This is a genomic window from Kiritimatiellia bacterium (assembly GCA_028715905.1).
Lineage (GTDB): Bacteria > Verrucomicrobiota > Kiritimatiellia > JAAZAB01 > JAAZAB01 > JAQUQV01.
On sequence record JAQUQV010000118.1, the window covers coordinates 1 to 3,528 of the forward strand.

Here is a 3,528-nt window from a genome sequence, read left to right on the forward strand (position 1 = left end):
GGGCCTGCGAGGTAATGATGGTGTCGGCCCTTTCGCCGCGCGGGCCGGTGATGACTTTCTTGACGGGCGGGGTCCAGGTATCGCGAATCTGGGCCAGCATCTCCGCCTTCATGCGCTGAAATTCATCTGTCTCAAGTAAATAACGCTTTTCGGCGATTTTCTTGAGATTGGCGTTGGCTTCCTGGTTGAGCTTTTCTTCGGCAAGGACGCCTTTAAACTCGTTTTCGGCGCTGTCGTATTCCTTGATAGCCAGATATTCCCTGCCGCGCTGCAATTCGGAACCGATTTTTTTCCGCTTGTCCTGATATTCAGGAAGCTTTTTAACCGGCACGGGCCGGGCGGCAATCTCCGCGCGATGTTTCTCATCCTGCCTGATCCGCTCGCTCAGGCGCGCGCTCGGCCGGTGGGCCGGATAAAATTCAAGCGCGCGGCTGATGTTTTCCTGGGCGCTTTTAAGGTCGCCCTCCAGATAACTTTTCAAGGCAAGGCGGTAGGCACACTCGGCCTCGCTGCGGATTGCCTTCTGTCTGGTTTCAACCGTATGCGGACGCATTGGCATTGCATTCAGGGCTTCCTGAAAAGACGCCAATGCGTTTTCAAATTCGTTCCGGCCCATCTCCTGATAGGCCTGGTCAAGCTTTTTCAGGCCTTCAATCTCTTTCGCCTGACGGCGCACTTCTTCCTGAACGGCAAGAAGCTCCTCGGGAGTCAAGTCTTTGGTCCCCGTCGCGACCGCGGCCCCCGCGGAAATCGCCGCCGGTTCCTGCTTTTTTTCCTTCCCTGATCCGAACAGTCTTCCAAACCATCCCCTGCTCTCCTGTTTCTCTTCGGCGCCAAGCGTTTTCTCCGCTACAGCCGGTTTTTCATCCGTTTTCACCGGGCCGGCGGTTTCTTTTTCGCTCTTCCCTGCAGCGCCACGGTCAATTTCAAAATCGCTCTTTTCCTCAACCGGCGTTTCCTTTCCCTTAGCCGGCACAACGGCGGGGGGCGTTTCCTCTCCGGTTTGTTCAGATTTTGTCGCAACTTGCGGATGTTCAGCGGCCAATGCCGCCGGCGATGTTTCCGCAGCGCTTTTTTCCGCGGTGGATTCCACGGCAGAAGTTTGCGCCGCGGCCGGCGCCGAGGCGTTATCCGCGGATTGCTTGGGGGTAATTTCCGTTCCGTCCCGGCCCGTTTCCACGGCGGCGGGCTCGGGTTGAGCCGGGATCGCGGCGGAAGCGTCGGCGTTTTTCTGCTCCGCCGCGGGCGGATTTTCATCCTGAGCATGAAGGATGGAAATACCCGAGACCAGAATAATCAAGCCGGAAAAATAGATTGCCGTTTTTCTCACTGGTTGCTTCCTGATTCAAATGTTTCCAGTGGCCATTCCTCGCCGGATTGCATATCGCTTACGGTAACATTTTGGCCGTCAATGTCAACAACTTTATACTTATTATTTTTAAGCGAAATAATGTCGTCTTTTTTAACCAGCATTTTGACATTGTCAATCAAATAAATGAGCGAAGCGGCCTGTTCGCCCTGGGGGCCGCCCTTGTCGCCGACGATCAACGCAAAAGCCCGGCCGTCCTTGCTCGCTTTCAAGATGGAGACGTCTTCCTCTATTTCAAACGTGCCCTTGTTGACCTTTCTTGTTTTCGGCTCGTAGCCCGTTATCTTATAACCGTCAACGGTATCGCCGAGGCGGACATAATAATCCCGGCGGGTGCGCTTGTTTTTGACAAGGAAAATAGTGCCTTCCTGCGAACGCTGGGCGCCGCCGAAGGAAAGGGACAGAGGAATGCGGCCGGCCTTCACGACGCGCAATTTCAAGACCGGCGGCGGGGCCGAGGCGGGGTCCCGCGGGTTGGTGCCCGCCTGAAATTCCTCCTTGTTCGCAAACCCGTCGCCGTCGGCGTCCTGATGGGCGTCGTCAAGATTGGGGTTGAAATTGTGCCGGATTTCCCATTCATCGGGCAGGCCGTCAAAGTCCGAATCCCTGGCGGCCTGGGAAATGATTTTCGGCTGGGGAGACCGGCAATCGCGGAAGGGGCATATTTCGGCGTTGATTGGCACGGGACGGCCGCATTTAACGCAATTTACCCGCAATTCCGCGACCATCAGGCGCGCTATTCCTTCCAACTGGAAAGGAGCGTTAACGGCTTCAATCGCGTCGCAAATCTCCGTTGAAGATTGACCATCCTGCCGGGACGAGCGGACAAGAGGCGGCTCCCATTGATTTTCGGCCAGAGCCTTTTTTTCCCGCCCGATGGAAACAATGAGGGTCAGAAGCGACGCCAGGATAACCGCCAGAACAACGATCAGAATAATCTTGTCATAACCGGCTCGGATCAGATTGATTATTTCATCTTTTTTCATGTTAATAAATCAGGCGCACAGGTCTGCCTTTGTGCCTCTCTTCAATTCCGGCCTTCCCTGAAATCAATCGGCGGGCCGAAATTATAAACCTCAAAGTCCAGTTTGATTTCAACATCTTCGCGGCCAAGAACGATGCGTTTGTCGCGCGCGGTTTCATCCGTCTGGCCTTTCACGGCGGCCGGGGATTTTTCGGCGCCGGACTTAGGAGCGGCGCCGGTCATGGTTGTTTCCCGGCGCGGATTGTTTATTTCAACGCGGGTTATCACGGTGAACATGGGCAAACGCGCCAGACGGTTGATAAAATCAAAGGCCGATCCCTCGCGCGCGCGGAATTCTATTTTGAAATGCTGGCTGGAAATAAAATCATCCTCCGCGGACGTTTCCGGCGGCGGAGCGCCGGGCGGCGCGGCCCCTTCCGCGACGGATTCAAACTCGTCGCGCGCGAAAGAAATCAATTCGCTCACGGCGGAATCGGGCAAAAGCCGGCAAATTTCCTCCGTCATTTTCAACTGCTGAACCAGACGCGGGATATTTTTCGGCAGGGGCAATTGTCCGCCCGCGTATTTTTCAAAACCGAAGGTGTATTTTTCGGGGAACACGACGCGGCCGGACTGGAGCTGGTCCCTGATGCGCCGCAATGTGTTCTCAAGAAAAGGCATGAATTCGGCCGCTTCCATTTCCGCCGGACGGACCTGGCCGGCGCTGAGCCAGTCGTTAAGTTCGTTGTAAGCATCCACGAGGTCGGCCTGTTTTTCCTTTTCCCTGGCGATGTTCGCCTCGGAAGGGAAAATTCGGCGCTGATATAATTGTTCTATGCGCACTTTATCGTCGTTCAACTCCCGTTTTTCCTTCTGATAGCTTTTCAAGACAAAGAAAAGGCGGGCGCCGGACGCGGCCAACAGGATCAAAGCCGTTCCCAGGCCGGCGGCCAGCCAGATATATTTTTTAAGCAAGTTCATGTTTTTAAGAAGGCACAGAGGCACAAAGGCACAAAGGGGTTTTTAGGAATATTTGAAGAAGGCACAGAGGAACTTTTCTGAATTTTCTTCATTTTTTTCTTTGTGCCTTTGTCACTCTGTGCCTTTGTGCCTTTCTTCCTTCAACTCAATTTCCATGGTAAAAGAGCGGGCAAAATCATCGCGGGACGGCATCGGCGCCAGGCGGATTTCCGTC

General features: G+C 54.6%; 3 protein-coding genes. All 3 read right to left on the minus strand.

Annotated features, from left to right (window positions below; translation table 11 throughout):
• On the minus strand, positions 1-1,330 hold a 1,330-nt coding region (locus tag PHP98_11935), incomplete at its 3' end, for a hypothetical protein (protein MDD5484338.1).
• A complete protein-coding gene (locus PHP98_11940; protein ID MDD5484339.1) occupies positions 1,327-2,355 on the minus strand; it encodes a thrombospondin type 3 repeat-containing protein in 1,029 nt (342 codons plus the stop codon). The genes PHP98_11935 and PHP98_11940, both read right to left, overlap by 4 nt.
• 41 nt (positions 2,356-2,396) lie before the next feature.
• Complete coding sequence (locus PHP98_11945) at positions 2,397-3,314, minus strand: Amuc_1100 family pilus-like protein (GenBank protein ID MDD5484340.1); 918 nt, start codon at positions 3,312-3,314, stop codon at positions 2,397-2,399.
• Positions 3,315-3,528: the final 214 nt, after the last annotated feature.